Origin of the sequence: Bifidobacterium sp. B4142, assembly GCF_026537325.1 — a bacterium.
In the GTDB taxonomy this organism is placed as follows: domain Bacteria; phylum Actinomycetota; class Actinomycetes; order Actinomycetales; family Bifidobacteriaceae; genus Bombiscardovia.
This window is the reverse complement of sequence record NZ_JAFNMJ010000002.1, coordinates 234,246-248,274: the sequence shown is the minus strand read 5'-3', so window position 1 is coordinate 248,274 and position 14,029 is coordinate 234,246. Positions and strand designations below refer to the sequence as shown.

Annotated in this window: 13 protein-coding genes and 2 pseudogenes; 2 read left to right on the top strand and 13 right to left on the bottom strand. The window is 57.6% G+C overall.

Going from position 1 to position 14,029, the window contains the following annotated elements:
• Window positions 1–11: 11 nt before the first annotated feature.
• The 7 genes and pseudogenes from J3U06_RS05520 to J3U06_RS05490 all read right to left on the bottom strand — a co-directional run bounded on the left by J3U06_RS05520 (window position 12) and on the right by J3U06_RS05490 (window position 5,502).
• Window positions 12–1,781 carry a spermidine synthase gene (locus J3U06_RS05520; protein WP_267431122.1) on the bottom strand — a complete coding sequence of 590 codons (1,770 nt, stop codon included), beginning with the start codon at window positions 1,779–1,781 and terminating at the stop codon, window positions 12–14.
• A gap of 117 nt (window positions 1,782–1,898) precedes the next feature.
• On the bottom strand, window positions 1,899–2,282 hold the full coding sequence (gene rplT, locus J3U06_RS05515; RefSeq protein ID WP_015021618.1) for a 50S ribosomal protein L20: 384 nt from the start codon (window positions 2,280–2,282) through the stop codon (window positions 1,899–1,901).
• 48 nt (window positions 2,283–2,330) lie between these two features.
• Window positions 2,331–2,525: a 50S ribosomal protein L35 gene (rpmI, locus tag J3U06_RS05510; RefSeq protein WP_024627165.1), complete on the bottom strand. Its 195-nt coding sequence runs from the start codon at window positions 2,523–2,525 to the stop codon at window positions 2,331–2,333.
• Window positions 2,506–3,177: a translation initiation factor IF-3 gene (gene infC / locus J3U06_RS05505; RefSeq protein WP_029676114.1), complete on the bottom strand. Its 672-nt coding sequence runs from the start codon at window positions 3,175–3,177 to the stop codon at window positions 2,506–2,508. The genes rpmI and infC overlap by 20 nt, the downstream gene beginning before the upstream one ends.
• 230 nt (window positions 3,178–3,407) lie before the next feature.
• Window positions 3,408–4,184 carry a triose-phosphate isomerase family protein gene (locus tag J3U06_RS05500; RefSeq protein ID WP_267400191.1) on the bottom strand — a complete coding sequence of 259 codons (777 nt, stop codon included), beginning with the start codon at window positions 4,182–4,184 and terminating at the stop codon, window positions 3,408–3,410.
• Between the two features lie 50 nt (window positions 4,185–4,234).
• Window positions 4,235–4,675 carry an RpiB/LacA/LacB family sugar-phosphate isomerase gene (locus tag J3U06_RS05495; protein WP_045924139.1) on the bottom strand — a complete coding sequence of 147 codons (441 nt, stop codon included), beginning with the start codon at window positions 4,673–4,675 and terminating at the stop codon, window positions 4,235–4,237.
• A gap of 51 nt (window positions 4,676–4,726) precedes the next feature.
• Window positions 4,727–5,502 (bottom strand): annotated as a pseudogene (locus J3U06_RS05490) (hypothetical protein).
• A gap of 322 nt (window positions 5,503–5,824) precedes the next feature.
• Between J3U06_RS05490 and J3U06_RS05485 the strand changes: the two are divergent.
• Window positions 5,825–6,484 (top strand): hypothetical protein, encoded by a 660-nt coding sequence (locus J3U06_RS05485; RefSeq protein ID WP_267431121.1) that lies wholly within the window; start codon window positions 5,825–5,827, stop codon window positions 6,482–6,484.
• 16 nt (window positions 6,485–6,500) lie between these two features.
• Complete coding sequence (locus tag J3U06_RS05480; protein ID WP_267444561.1) at window positions 6,501–7,670, top strand: hypothetical protein; 1,170 nt, start codon at window positions 6,501–6,503, stop codon at window positions 7,668–7,670.
• 952 nt (window positions 7,671–8,622) lie between these two features.
• Here J3U06_RS05480 and J3U06_RS09415 read toward each other — a convergent pair.
• From J3U06_RS09415 to asnB, 6 genes and pseudogenes are all read right to left on the bottom strand, one after another.
• Window positions 8,623–8,796: a hypothetical protein gene (locus J3U06_RS09415; RefSeq protein ID WP_416378935.1), complete on the bottom strand. Its 174-nt coding sequence runs from the start codon at window positions 8,794–8,796 to the stop codon at window positions 8,623–8,625.
• Window positions 8,797–9,137: 341 nt separating this feature from the next.
• A complete protein-coding gene (locus J3U06_RS09410; RefSeq protein ID WP_416378940.1) occupies window positions 9,138–9,545 on the bottom strand; it encodes a DAK2 domain-containing protein in 408 nt (135 codons plus the stop codon).
• Window positions 9,546–9,571: 26 nt separating this feature from the next.
• Window positions 9,572–10,909, bottom strand: a pseudogene (locus J3U06_RS09405) (dihydroxyacetone kinase subunit DhaK).
• A 380-nt stretch (window positions 10,910–11,289) separates the two neighbouring features.
• Window positions 11,290–11,763, bottom strand: coding sequence for a sugar-binding domain-containing protein (locus tag J3U06_RS05470; protein WP_267444559.1), 474 nt, complete (start codon window positions 11,761–11,763; stop codon window positions 11,290–11,292).
• Window positions 11,764–11,785: 22 nt separating this feature from the next.
• Window positions 11,786–12,043, bottom strand: coding sequence for a hypothetical protein (locus J3U06_RS05465; RefSeq protein ID WP_267444558.1), 258 nt, complete (start codon window positions 12,041–12,043; stop codon window positions 11,786–11,788).
• Window positions 12,044–12,126: 83 nt separating this feature from the next.
• Window positions 12,127–14,016: an asparagine synthase (glutamine-hydrolyzing) gene (gene asnB / locus J3U06_RS05460; RefSeq protein ID WP_267444557.1), complete on the bottom strand. Its 1,890-nt coding sequence runs from the start codon at window positions 14,014–14,016 to the stop codon at window positions 12,127–12,129.
• Window positions 14,017–14,029 lie beyond the last annotated feature (13 nt).

The window sequence follows — 14,029 nt, the reverse complement described above, 5'->3', positions numbered from 1 at the left end:
GCCGCGACCGCTCAAGAGAGCTCCCGGACCAGCCCTTGAATCCCCTCTTGCTGAAGAATCCGTCGGTAGGGTCCGGCCTCCCTGCTGATGATCCTGTCGATGGCATGCATGCCCAGCAGTTCCACCGGCGCATTGTCATCGGTCAATACTCTTCCCTCTGCATTCCCAACCGTGCTCAGACGGGTGCTGACCTGCTCCATCATCGCGGATAGGTCCGGATCAGGGCTGACCCTGAAGGCAGCCTCCGCCAGCAGGTCGGAATGCGGATAGTCTCTCATGGCCGCCTTCTTGCCCTGGTTATCCCCTTCTGATCCCGAGCAATCCTCGGAAGCGGGGCGGCGCGCAAAGAGCTCGCGGTTGGTGGTCTGGGGCACGTCGGCCGTCAGGATGGCATCGGATCCGAAGACCCTGGTGATGGTATTGGTCAGGGCCGCATTGATGGACCCCTGACCGTCGTCGATCATGTTCATGTTGACCACCATGACCCCGCCCGGATTCAGGTGATTCCTGACCAGGGTGAAGAACTCGGTGGAGCTCATCTGGAAGGGGATGGTGATGTCCTGATAGGCATCAACCACGATCAGGTCGAAGCGCTGGCCACTGGCTGCCAGCCAGGCTCGCCCGTCGTAGGTGGAAACCGGAATATCGGCGGGCTGATCAAAATACTTGGTGGCCAGGTCACTGATGGTCCGGTCAATCTCCACCCCCTGGATGGCCATCCGAGGATAGTACCGCCTCAGCTGCCGGGCGTAGGTCCCGGTCCCCATGCCCAGGATCAGAGCCGAGCGGGCCTGATCAGCCATGAGCGGTGCCGCCAGGGCCGTGTCGTAGTACATGCCGGTCATCCCGGGATGCTTCATGGTCACCGACTGAACGCCGAAGAGGACGTTCGTGGAAAGGATGGTTCTGTCCGCCAGGGTTTTGACCTGCAGGTAGTTGTAGATGGACTCGCCCTCGTAGGTCAGGCCCTTCTCCCAGAAGGCGAACCCCGTCATCGGAGACAGGGCGGCCGAGACCACAAAGGCCACCGTGGCGATCAGGCAGGCCTGGCGATGCGCTTGGGATGAAAGAAAGTAGACCAAGGCCACCAGAAGCAGTATCCCCGAGAAGATCAGAAAGGTGACGAAGGTCCCCACTGCCGGGATGGTCACAAAGGTGGGCAGGAAGGTGCCCAGGATGGAACCTACCGTGTTGCAGGCGCTGAGCCGGCCGACCACCGAAGCGTTGTCGTCCAGGGAGTCGGTGGCGCTCTTGACCAGTCCGGGGGTGATGGTGCCCAGGAGGAAGAGGGGCGGAACAAAGATGATCAGGCAGGAGATGAAAGCTGCCAGGACCAGGAAGTTGGTGGATACGGCCACGATCAGCAGCCCCGAGATCAGGATGATCAGATACTTGCCGACCAGTGGGATCAGGGCAATCCAGACCGCAGCGGCCATAATGCACAGGTAGAGCCTGTCCGGGTCAGGGTTCCGGTCGGCCCAACGGCCGCCGACGACGGCGCCCAAGGCTAGAGCGATCATGATGGTCCCGATGATGATGGTCCATACGATCTGGGAGGACGAGAAGTAAGGAGCCAGCAGGCGGGATGCTCCCAGCTCAGCGGCCATGACGGCCATCCCCGAGAAGAACTCAGTCACATAGAGAAAGATCCGCGACTGAAGGATGGGGCGCGACTGATTGATCCTGGCCGGCTTGGATCTGCCGCTACTCGGTGATGGACTGGACTGACCGGCCGATGCTGCCGATACAGCCGACACGTTTGCGCTGTGATCATCGTTCATGGCTGCTCCCGGCATCATTGTCGTCAATCAACTTACCGTCCCGCTGAGGAATGGTCAAATATGCAAAGAACCCCGCGAAAGGCGAGGTTCTTGAAATGCGGTGTTCGGGTCCGCTGATCAGGCAGCGACCGGAGCGTTCACATCGGCAGGCAGGGCCTTCTTGGCCTCAGCCACGATGGCGTTGAAGGTGTCGATGTCGTTGACAACCAGGTCGGCCAGGGCGCGACGGTCCAGCTCGATGCCGGCCAAGCGCAGCCCTTGGATGAAGCGGTTGTAGGTGATTCCCTGGGCGCGGCATCCGGCGTTGATGCGCTGGATCCACAGCTTGCGGAAGTCGCCCTTGCGGGCCTTGCGGTCCCGGAAGTTGTATGTATATGAATGAAGCAGCTGCTCCTTGGCCTTGCGGTAGAGACGGGAGCGCTGGCCACGGTAGCCTGACGCCCGCTCCAGGACGACCCGACGCTTCTTATGCGCGTTGACTGCCCGCTTGACTCGTGCCATAGATATTCCTCAGCTTTCTAAAATCTCACTCGACGCGACAGCACCCGCTCAGCGGGCCAGCATCCTCTTCATGTTCTTGGACTGGGTCGGAGCGAGCACCTCGTCAGTGGACAGGTGACGACGCTTCTTGGCCGACTTGTGCTCCAGATTGTGGCGCATACCGGTCCCGGCGTGCATGAGCTTGCCCGAACCCGTGGCCCGGACGCGCTTGGATGCGGCGGAGTTACTTTTCATCTTCGGCATTGCTGCCCTCCTTGGATTTCATCTGCTTGGGAGAAGTATTGTTGTCGGCCTTGGCAGCCAGATGGGCCGCCTGACGGGCCTTGCGCTCGGCACGGGCCTGACCGCCCCGCCGACGCTGCTCGGACTGGGTGTGGACCTTCTTGCCCTTGGGCGACAGGGTCATGATGATGTTGCGCCCCTCCTGCTTGGGGGCAAACTCGATGGAGCCCAGATCCGCGACGTCGTCAGCCAGCTTACGCAGGAGCTCCACGCCGCCGATGGGCCGGGACTGCTCGCGCCCACGCAACATGATAGTGACCTTGACCTTGTCTCCGGCGGACAGGAAGCGGCGCACGTGCCCCTCCTTGACCTCGAAGTCGTGGTCGTCGATCTTCAATCTGAAGCGGATCTCTTTGATCTCCGACATGCTCTGATTGCGGCGCGCCTCACGAGCCTTGATCTTCTCGTTGTATTTGAACTTGCCGTAATCAATGAGCTTGGCGACCGGAGGCTTGGCCTTGGGCGCAACCTCGACCAGGTCAAGGTTGGCCTCCTTGGCCAGGTTGAGGGCGACGGAGGTCGCAATGATTCCCACCTGTTCGCCGTTGGGCCCGATCAGGCGTACCTGAGACACTCGTATATCGTCGTTAATCCTTGGTTCGTCGCTAATGATGACTCCTTCTCAAATACCACAACATCCACTGCCTGCAGCCGATCCACATGAGTCCAGACGAAAAGACCATCGCTGTAAACGACGCGCTTCCGCGTTCATGAGCGATTCTGTAGAATACAACAGAATATCGCCACTCCTCGAACCCGAAGTCATAAGAGACTTCCAGGTGGGTCACCCGCTTTCTTGATTGCTCAAGCCGTTGGATATATTAGCACAATGCCGATAAGCGGTCAACTCTGACCGTTCTGGACCTCCGAGTCCTGGCTGATCAGGCGCCAGGCCTCTTTCACGACTTCCAGGAAAGCAGCGGGATCATGCGCGAAACGACCTAGAAAGACCCCATCGACAGTTGGCCATAGCTCAGTCAACAATCCCGGAGCAGCGGCCCCTCCATATATGAGCGACAAATTGTGGCATTGGGGGCCAAGCTTGTTTTTGATAATCGAACATACCTCTTGGACGTATTCAACTGGAGCGGGGCGGGAAGCTCCGACGGCCCAGACGGGTTCATATGCAATCCAGGCTGGAAGGTCAGGCTTCTCACCCAGCCCCATTTCGATCTGCTTTAAGCAATAATCAGCGGCTGCCTCAGGACCGTGGTTGCTCAGCTCACCCACACACAGCAGGGGTGTCAATCCATTGCGCCAGCATGCAAGAACCTTCCGCCCGATGAGTTCATCATCTTCCCCATACAGGCGACGGCGTTCCTCATGACCCACTTCGGCCACGGTCACACCCAGATCAAAAGCATCCCGGGGCGAGACCTCTCCAGTAAACGGGCCACGATCTTGATCGCATACATCCTGAATACCAAGATGAACATCCGTGGACAGCAGGGCCTGCCCAGCCTGCTCCACCGTAAGGTAATCCGGCAAAACCGCCATGGTCACCTTGTCCAGTGGAAGGGCTGCGGCATTGAGAAGATCGGCTAATCGTCGACAATATGCCAGTGTCTGTTTTCTTGTAAAATACATTTTCAGGCTTATAGCTACAATCGGCTTGTTCATCTTCCCCACTCTGCGCTATTAAAATTGACTATCTGCTGCCCACGGATTCATCATTGCTGATGAAGCTCAAATTCGCGGATGCGCGCCACCTTCGGGCCACTTCTGGAATCAGGATCGAACTCACTGTCCAGATAGGCCCTTAACAGGGATTTGGCTGTTTCGGGCCCCAGAACCTGAGCACCCATGGCGATGATGTTCGCATCATTGCTGCGGCGGGCACGCTCGGCTTGGTATATGTCCGATACGCAAGCGCAATAGGCTCCCGGCACCTTATTGGCCGAGATCGAAACGCCTAGACCCGTCCCGCACAGCAGGACGCCTCGATCCGCTTCGCCCCTAACCACGGACTGCGCAAGGGCGATGGCCACGTTGGCGTAGATCGGATCATCAGTAGGGAAATCGATCACCTCGTGACCTAGACGTCTTGCCTCCTCCATGAGCACATTCTTCAACCCTGCAGCATTAGGATCGGCTCCAAACGCCAGTCTCATTATCTTTCACCTTTCCTTGAATCTCGAATATCGACGTAGCGGGCTAGCGGCCTATACCACAATGCCTAGGACGGCATCCACCAGCAGCAGAGCAATCGGACCTACCACCGATTGGACAGTCACCAGAAAGCTCCATGTTTTCAACTCCTGAAGAACTGTCATGTCCAGATGCTCCTGGAAGGGCCAGAAGGCACCATCATTTGCATGAGAAAGATCATCGCGCCTACGGCGATGGCTAGAACAGCCAGCGCCTTTTGCAAATCACCAGTTTGTGCGACCATCGGAGCCGCAATGCCCGCTGCAGCCGCCACAGCGACCGTGCCAGACCAAAGAGCGGCTCGGAAGAGCGTAGCGATCAGCCAAGCCGACAGAACGGTGGGAATGGCCCACTTGGATGTGGTTGTCGCTATTTGAGCGCTCAGACCAGTGCTCTGCATCATTTCCTTAAGGCCACCGCCTTCGCCAATGATCAGCAGAACATTGACCATATCTTTTAAGCTGGTCTTGCTCTGACTCAATGTTCTCTTGGCGGTCATGCCCGAACCGAGCCCCAAGAAGATCAGCGCGTACAGGGCCGACAGCAGCAAGACGATCACAGTATTCCCAAAAAATCGCGTAATCACATAATCGACGGAGCTCTGGGAGAAGAACGCCTTGTCGATGGTGCCGATGATCAGCAATATTGGGGCCAGCAAAACCGAAGATAGTGATTTGAGCATGCTGGAAACCTGTGCCAGGGCGTCGTCCTTGATGGCATACTCAGAGCCGTCGCTTACCTGATAGCGAGGGTAATACCGTTGTATAAGCTTGGGAGAACAGTCAGACACCGGCAGCGAACTCAGGAATGCAGATTACGATGTCGATTATGGAAATCAACCCGAGATCCACGCCGATTGCACCTACACCGATGACAGCTCCCGAACCTATCACGATACCGGTAGTAGACAGCTGAGAACCGAACCCTGCAGTAGGGACATCCACGCCGAAACAGCCGATCCGTCAGGGAGGCACGCAGACGGAGTACGAACACGACGCCGACCTGCAAGCGCACGGATATGTCGATGCCGATGGCAAGTACGTGACAGTGGACAAGGACAATACACCATCCCGAATGGCGGCGTATTCTCCTACCAGGCCAAAACAGGACAGGTGGCCGTCGTCACCACGTCGAAGACCAAGGGCATGACCTACCGGTACACCGTCAACATCGTTGCCCCGGGGGATCTCAGAAACTTCGTCCAGCATGTAATCACGATCATCTACATCACCCCTCCCCCCAGCCACCCAGGTGGCCGTCTGACCGGCATCAAGGTGAATGGCCACGATATACAGCACTTCAACCCGGACACCCGCCAATACACGGTCGAGGTGCCCAGGACCGACCAATGGACCATCGTCCCGCAATACGACGAACGATCCGGCATGAGCGTGCACACCCATAAGAACGGTGCCGACGCATCAATCACCACCACCAGCGCCGATGGCCTCGTGACCAGGAACTACACGTCCACGTCGCCGCCGCCGGACATCCGCGAGCAGAAAACGGCATCACCGGGATACTGGCCCAAGTCGAAAGCAGCATCACCCCGATCATCGTCACGTGCATTCTGCTCGTCATTTGTTCCATTCTTTCGATCCTGCTCCCCCGCTGGCGCAGGACCCGGTGGCGACAAGCCCGTCACCGTCATGATGCATACACCCCGGCAAGGGGATGCACCCCAAAATGTCGAAAACCGCCCGTGGCGGTCCGGCCTCCCCGGCAATCCGACAAATGTTGGAGAATGGAGCTGGTGGCAAAGTGTCATGTGAGGAGGGGGAGCTTATCATGGACGAGCATGGTCCGGCAAAGACCACAAGGATCGAACCAGTCGGGAGGGAACCGGGTGAATCCGGCCAGGCCCAGGCGCAGCCCATCGAGGAGGAGCCCGGCGAGGAGCATGCTGCTGAGGAGCAGCCCTCTGTGGGAGAGCTCGCTGAAGGGGGATCCGCGCAGGATCCGGCCGGCAAGGCCGGTGCCGGGCCGAAGAATGGCGGGGGGCTCGGGCGGCGCGCCATCATGGTCGCAGCCATCGTGGCCGTCATTGTGATCGTCGTAGCTGTGGTCGCGGGGGTCTGGGTGTTCAGGCAGCGCCATGCCGATGCGCTTGAAGGCTGCGGCCGCGCCTACCAGGCGTACACGGCCAGCGCCGCCAAGCAGCGGCATGAGCAGGAGGAGGCCAGGAAGATGCTCCAGGCCACGCCCGAGCAGAAGGTGGCCGACCCCGCCGTCCGCAAGACGCTGGAGCAGGCCGTGCGGGAGCCGGCCGGCCATACCGCCGCCGTCTGCACGGCCAGCCAGGACACCGGACGGCTGGACCGGAACAGGGACGGGCTGGCCAAGGCCGCCAGCATCAACAAGGGGCTCGTCGGCCGGTACAGGGCCGCTGCCGCCAAGGTACGGGCCTCCGTCAAGGCCAAGAGCCTGGCCGACGGGAAGAAGGGGCTGGAGGATGCCATCGGCTCGGCTGCCTCCCTGCTGGGCGGCTCGGACGGAAAGGTGGCGGACAACGCCGCCAGGGACGCCCTGGCCAAGGCCATCGACGCCGCCAGGCAGGCCAGCGGCAGGAAGGATGTGACGGATCCGAAGACCTATGCGGATGTGAAAAGGAGCCTGGATGACGCCGTCAAGGCCGTCAACGACTCCATCAGCCAGAAGCAGGCCGCCGACGCGGCAGCAGCCGCGCAGGCAGCCGCACCCGCAGCCCCCGCCACGGGAGGCGCCGGAACCGGCTACAAGAGCGGCGGCCGCGCGAACGGCAACGGCGGCGGATACCAGAACACCGGCGGTCACACAGGTGGCACAGGTGGCGGTTACACGGGTGGTGGAGCCAGCAGACCTGCACCGGCTCCTGCTCCCGCACCGGCTCCTGCTCCCGCACCAGGTCAGGGATCTAATGGCGGAGGTTCGGGACTTCACTATTGCGGAGTCCTTGGTCATGATCCTGTTCCTTGCTGATGAAGAAACTGTTATGAACTAACTGAAAGGAAAGAAATGAAAGGGTTGCGCAAGATACTGCGATTGCTCAGTGCGATTGTAGTAGCAGCGGCAACGCTCCTCACAGGAGCGGTTACTGCCCATGCGGATTCTGGACCGGGGCTGGTGCACAGGTATTACGTGTCCCCTATCTCCATGGGACCGCACTTTATAAACTCGCGAGGCGCTGCCGTAGGCATAGCCGCCATGGATGGGGGCAACCCCGTTTATTGCATTCAGTTCGGGGAACCCCTTGCCGGTTTTGGAGAATGGCAGGATGCGACTTCGCCAGATCAGCGGATTGCAGCAAATCTTGTTGATCGGAATAAGAGCGACATGAGTGATTTCACCAGGCAGCAGTTGCCTGGGCCATTCATGATCATCTCAATTTGAATATCAATAATTCTACAGATTTCTGGAATTATTGGAAAGCCAATGGGTCCTTGGACGGTGCTGATAAGAACGCCGTGGGCGCCCGGGCCGCGCAGCTGTGGGACGAAGCGGCGAAGAACATGCCCGCGAACGCCCAGATGTCATACAAGTACACGCAAGGAAAAAGGCGTGGGACCGTTAATTCTGGATTGAAGAACGGCTATGGGCAGTGGATCGCCGAGGTACAATATACGTTTACCGATTTGAACAATAAGATTCGATTCGGTGAGACTGGTACGAATACTATTTCTGGCGTTACCAATGGGCAGGAGGAGCACATTGCTTGGGCTGCCATAGGAAACGGTATTACTAATGTACAAATTTGGTGGAAGGTCCCCCTGGGTGCGATAAATAACTCTCCAGAGCAAAATATTTGCCGGCAAAGATCCGGATACACAAACATCCAATATAGAATTTCAGGTGCGCAGGGACTTCCAGCCTACGGTGACCACGCAGGAGTCCTCCAAGGAACTAAAGCACGGACAGACAGTGACCGACAGGGTCACCTCCGACGTGAGGCAACGAAGGATTTGACGGGCTTCTCCGTGCCCAGGCCATTGATCAAACCAAGGCCCAAAGATGAGTTGATGAGCGCCACAAAGGAATGCAATTTGCAGTGTACAATCAAAACTATTAAAACAACAATGGCGACAATGCCGCCGAGAACTGGAAGCATGACACTCTTTCCTTGAATGTATGACCAAAAGACGGCCTCGGAACCGTGAGGATGCCGGGGCACGTCGAACAGTCAGGGAAGCAGATGACATCCGTTGTCGATCCTTTTCACCTGACCGTCGGTAAGCTTTTGACGACCAGGGATTGACCCTGCTTGATCCCATGGCGCAGGCAATGTAGAAAGCAACCGACAGTTCGGCGTGATGGGAACAGGCACCTGCTATCGCTGTGAAAACCTTGATCCAATCGCTTGGGTCGACCTTGGTTATGGATCTACCGTCCGCTCCTTGCAGAGGCTCCCTATTCAAGCAAACGGCGATCACTGGCTTATTGATCTCATGGCTACGCTCCTGAAAGCACTACCTTGTCGGCATTGCACTGTTCTTCGCTGGCCGAATCGTTCAGTACGGGACTTACGGCTGGACAATCATAGCGAATGAGACCGCTTCTGGGTCTGGAGTATCCAGATCCTTGCCGCCATGGGCTTTCGCACGACCCTTCTTGGAAGCATATCGGCTGTCTCCTCAGAGCCCACTGGCGAGCACCTTCTGCAGCATGACTCCAAGTATTTGTTAGCGATTCTTCGCAGCACGTAAAAGCTTTCACAAAAGGATGCATGGCATTGATCATGGTCTTGTCTCCCGGTTTTGCCCCGCCAAACTCGATAAGCTGCTTATCAGCGTCGCGCCAGCCCTCTTCAACCTCCGCATTGCTGGGTCTCGATGAATCGGAGGATGACCTGCCAGGGATGTCAGCAATTCGCCTCAGAGCGCTCCTTATATGCCGTCTGCCTTATGAGCCCAAGCTTCAGCCGCTTCCTTCAATACAGTTCGGTAACCGGGCCCAGTTGCAATTGCTTCATTTGCAGCTTTTGACTCTGCTCCAGCGCCGCGCTGCATGCCGAGTCCATGATCCCCGTCACCCGTCACCGTATCTATTCGTCCTAAATAATCCACAGTGTCGACAACGCATTGCATCACAGTCAGCATGATTCTGGCCATGCTTTGAGCAGCCTGTTTTGACTCCGGAGCGGCCTGCTGTTCTCTCTCAGTCGGACCATCCTCCTGTACAGACACTTCAGCATCTATATCCGTCTGATTTGCATCTGTACGATCGCCCAGAGGCAAAGCCGGTGTCTCAGCGGAAGCACACCAAAAAGGCTCCAAGTCCTTATCCAGCCAGCACAAGGACAGCGTCAATCCGCTCGTATCAAAACTGGTGCAAAAAACTCCCCCATCAGAGGCTGGATCAGTCGCACACCCAGCTGTGGCAAACGTCGCTGGACAGCATCGTATACCGCAAAAGGTCATCAGACTTAAGAGCGCCCAAGCCGTTAAAGATGGGAGCCACATGCGTCCCATGCATCTGCGGTCCTCGGTTCTTTCATCCATAAGACATCGGACCAGCATATCCGCCAAACCGCCGATAGTTGGCCGATCTGTTTGACTGTTTCCAGGCTCTCCTTGAATTCCGAGCCCTAGCGACATACGGCCCTCAGGGACTCTGAACACTAATTTGTCAGACCCGGACAGTTTGCACACGCAAAATGCAACACCCAAGCTTCGTGTGCAAGCATTGGCACGTATGGCCAAGGCTTCCACAGGATCCAGGTCCATTCCCGCCGCACAAACGGCTCCAGCGATTTTGAAAGCCGCCATATCACCCGCTATGCCTCGGTGATCCTGGATTCGATCTAGAAGGGAGGAATACAGGTCATCGTTAACCGGCAGAACTCGTACATCATGGCCTTCAGCATGAAGCATACGTGCAGCTTGGTTGAAATTCAGTCGATCTCCCTCGCGGTCACCGAAGATGCGAATTATGCCTCACCCTTGATCGGCTCTACGGCAAACGTCAACAACCTGCCTGGTGGACGGAGATGCGAATATATTGCCTAGTAAGGTCGGCTGAGCCATGCCCGGCCCTACGAGTCCCGCGAATGCCGGATAGTGTCCCATGCCTCCTACGATTACCAGCGCAAACTGATTATTCCTGGAACGTGCAGAACAGATCACGCCACCCGGGCATGCTTTGACGTACCCGGAATTGGCCTGGACGAATCCTCTGATCGATTCGGCTGCAAATTCACCGACATCGTCATTCTGACACGTCATCGTGCGCAGTCCTCTCTGTCCCCGAGCTCTTCACCCGGAAAGGTAGCGAGCCCAGGAGCATGACACTAAGCTCTTCTGTTTTTCAGATCCGCTTCAGGACATCGCCATCCCCTATGGCACTTTCAGCAATAGCAAAACACCCGTCAGAAGCGAACAATTTATGCATTAATAGCGATATCCAGTATGAAAAACCAAATATTGTGGGTATTTTTTCATTTATTAGGTATTCATTGGTATATGAATAAATGAAAAACATGCTGTATGAACAGCCAGGCATTTGGATATGGTTCGCATCGAGCAGGTCAATCAGCCCATAAAATCCACCACGATTCAGACCATGCCACAATGCACGCCTGTATTTGTGTGTGGAGCAATCCCGCCTACTGCCGGAACAGATGTGCTGCCGTCGCTGCAGTAGAAGGTGGGTCGCGTCCCCCCACTACATGCTCACGGTTGAGCTCTTCGCGATCATGACGGGACAGCACTCCCGAACTAAACAAAGGACTGGGCGTGGCCTCATACGGAGTGCCGGCAAAGGTTATGATCAGATCCAAGGAACGGCGCAATTCCAGCATCTGACGAATGCTGGTCTCTTTCCACATCAACTCACGAGTTTCACTGTAATCGAAGATGGCAAGGGCAGGGAACAAATGAACTTGAGCGTCATATGCGGTGCCAAAGGGAGTGAGAATTTGAGTAAAATAATTTCCCCCAAAGGAAAGCATATTCCCGAAACCATGAGGCTGCAGAATCTCAACACCCGATAGATGCTTCAGTATCAGCTGAAGGAAAGAGATTCTGTCGTACGACCCCACGCAACCCCGATGACCATATGGGAATGCACCATCTTCCAAATCTGCTATTGAGTGGCATCCCCTACGGCAACCCTTCGCCTGATAGCATCCGATATCTCAACAGGACCCACAACAACTGCGTGGATATGAACATCTCTTCAAGGTGATGCCTCGGATCGAGCGCTGAGCCCTCCTGCCGATTAACGGTGAACTCGATGATGTGGCGACGTTTCGCCTCAGACAGCAGACGCGAGACAGTTGACGTGGACACATCCAGCTCTCTTGCCACGGCTGCAACTTTCATGCCGTGCACCCAATAGAGTTCAGCGGCATCCGCCATCCTGCTTCTGGCAACATCAGGGTGTAAAACGATTAAATGATACCTTCTACCCAGCTCTTTGAAGCTGTTTCAGGGGTATCGCCTTATTTTCCGAGATCTTGAAGCTCTGGTTTGGTCCCGTCGTGGATGAAATAGACGTCATACCAGGTCAGGAAGGAGTAGACGGTCCAGATCTTGCGACGGGCGTCGTTGCGCTTGGCGTAGTTGTCGTCCAGCATGCGCAGCAGGGCCTCCTGGTCGAAGAACTCGGACACCCAGTCCTGCTCGAACATGCTACGGACCAGCCGGTAGTAACGCTCCTGATGCAGCCAGTCCCGGATGGGCACAGGGAAGCCCAGCTTCTCCCTGGCGGACCATTCCCGGGGAATATGGCGGTCGGCAGCCTTGCGGAAGGCGAACTTGGTGTTCTGATCAGTGATCAGATATTTGGTGGGCACTTTCTCGGCCACATCCATCAGCTTGCAGTCCAGGAGTGGCACCCGCAGCTCCAGGGAGTGGGCCATGGTCATCTTGTCGGCCTTGAGCAGGATGTCCCCGGGCATCCACTGATGCATGTCCAGGTACTGCTTCTTCTTGAGCTCGGACAGGCTGCGCCCCTTGAGCCGGGCATAGATTCGTCCAGTGATCTCAGAGACACGGGGGGCCTTGCGGTAGGCCGGCTTGAGCAGCCTGCCGGCCTCGTCCTCGTCGAAGACCTTGGCCTGGCCGATGAAGCTCTCCTCGGCGGGGGCCAGATTGGCATACAGGTGCCAGGCCCCGTGGAAGTGCTTGCCCTTGGCCCAGCGTCCGATGGCATACCGGGCCTTGCGTGGCAGCCGCCCCAGGAGGCGGGTGACATCCTTGATGATGCGCGAGCGCGTATGCACGCCGTAGTCTACGTAGCCCGCGAAGAGCTCGTCGGCGCCCTCCCCGCTCAGGACCACGCGCAGGTCCCGGCTGGCCAGCTCGGAAAGGAAGAAGAGCGGCACACAGGAGGGGTTGGAGTCAGGTTCGTCCATGTACCACTGAATCTGCGGGAAGTAGCTGAAGGCCTGGTCGCCGTCCAGGGACTCGGTGGTGTTGTTGAGCTTGAGTATGGAGGCCAGCTCGCCGGCCTGGTCGGACTCGTTGTAGGTCCCCTTGCCGAAGCCGATTGAATAGGTGTGCCGGGGGCGTGCCAGGGCTGCGACATAGCTGGAGTCCACCCCGGAGGAGAGGAAGGAGCCCACCTCCACATCGGCCACCTGGTGGGCCTTGACCGAATCCTGGACGGTCTGGTCGATGGAGTCGACCAGGTCCTTCAGATCCTGCTTGCTCTCGCCAAAGGCCGGGTCGTAATACTGGTGGATGTCCATCTTCCCGTCCCGGAAGGTGAACCAATGGCCCTCGGGAAGCTTGAATACGCCCTTGAAGAAGGTCTCGGGAAGCGCCGGATACTGGAAGGTCATGTAGGGACGCAGGGCCTGGGTGTTGAGCTCCTTGTGGAAGTCCGGATGCTGCAGGAGGCTCTTGATCTCCGAAGCGTACATGAAGGTGCCGCCCATCCGGGCGTAATAGAAGGGCTTGATGCCGAAGTGGTCCCGGGCCCCGAACAGCTCGCCGCGTCCCCGGTCCCAGATGACGAAGGCAAACATGCCGCGCAGGCGGTTGACCACCTCGTGACCCCACTGCTCGTAGCCATGCAGGATGACCTCGGTGTCGGACTCGGTGGAGAAGGTATGTCCCAGGTCGATCAGCTGGCGGCGCAGTTCACGGTAGTTGTAGATCTCCCCGTTCATGGTGATGGCCAGGGAGGAGTCCTCGTTGAAGATGGGCTGGTCGCCGCCCTGCAGGTCGATGATGCTCAGGCGCCGAAAACCCAGAGCCACCCGCCCATCAACGAAATGCCCCTCATTGTCGGGGCCTCGGTGGGCAATGATGTCCGTCATCCGCTTGAGCACGGCCGTTTTTTCCTCGGCAGAGGTGTCGTTGACGAACCCAGCAATTCCGCACATTGGCATGACTCCT

Coding starts and splice junctions, on each gene's coding strand:
- J3U06_RS05520 (WP_267431122.1), bottom strand. CDS start 1,781: ATGAACGATGATCACAGCGCAAACGTGTCGGCTGTATCGGCAGCATCG.
- rplT (WP_015021618.1), bottom strand. CDS start 2,282: ATGGCACGAGTCAAGCGGGCAGTCAACGCGCATAAGAAGCGTCGGGTC.
- rpmI (WP_024627165.1), bottom strand. CDS start 2,525: ATGCCGAAGATGAAAAGTAACTCCGCCGCATCCAAGCGCGTCCGGGCC.
- J3U06_RS05500 (WP_267400191.1), bottom strand. CDS start 4,184: ATGAACAAGCCGATTGTAGCTATAAGCCTGAAAATGTATTTTACAAGA.
- J3U06_RS05495 (WP_045924139.1), bottom strand. CDS start 4,675: ATGAGACTGGCGTTTGGAGCCGATCCTAATGCTGCAGGGTTGAAGAAT.
- J3U06_RS05480 (WP_267444561.1), top strand. CDS start 6,501: ATGGACGAGCATGGTCCGGCAAAGACCACAAGGATCGAACCAGTCGGG.
- J3U06_RS09415 (WP_416378935.1), bottom strand. CDS start 8,796: ATGCTTCCAGTTCTCGGCGGCATTGTCGCCATTGTTGTTTTAATAGTT.
- J3U06_RS05465 (WP_267444558.1), bottom strand. CDS start 12,043: ATGGCGGATGCCGCTGAACTCTATTGGGTGCACGGCATGAAAGTTGCA.
- asnB (WP_267444557.1), bottom strand. CDS start 14,016: ATGTGCGGAATTGCTGGGTTCGTCAACGACACCTCTGCCGAGGAAAAA.